Annotated in this window: 1 pseudogene; it reads right to left on the reverse strand. The window is 59.4% G+C overall.

From position 1 onward, the window contains the following. Positions 1-340 (reverse strand): annotated as a pseudogene (locus tag ACZXDY_RS46555) (IS5/IS1182 family transposase); the annotation flags it as partial.

Genomic DNA, 340 nt, shown 5'->3' on the forward strand with positions numbered 1-340 from the left:
ATGCGTGACCCTGCCGGCCACCGCCAGCCCGTGCCGGTTCTCCATGGTGGCGTGGCCCATATAGCAAAGCTTGGCCTCGTATCCGGCCGCCTTGCGATAAAGCCTGCTGTCCGGATCGCTGGTACTCGCATGGGTGTCGTTCTTGCGCTTCTGGCCGTGGAAGTTGGCGCCGTCATCATCGTTGCCGCTGCCGTCCTTGGGGCGAAAACTCTTCGAAGTCCAGGCTTCGATCAGCGTCCCGTCCACCGAAAAATGCTCGTCCGACAATAGCGATTTGACCTGAGAATGGTTCAGAAGCTTGGTCATGAACTTCGTGAACACATCGCCGTTCTGCAGCCGC

It is taken from the genome of Bradyrhizobium sp. LeoB3 (assembly GCF_055456055.1).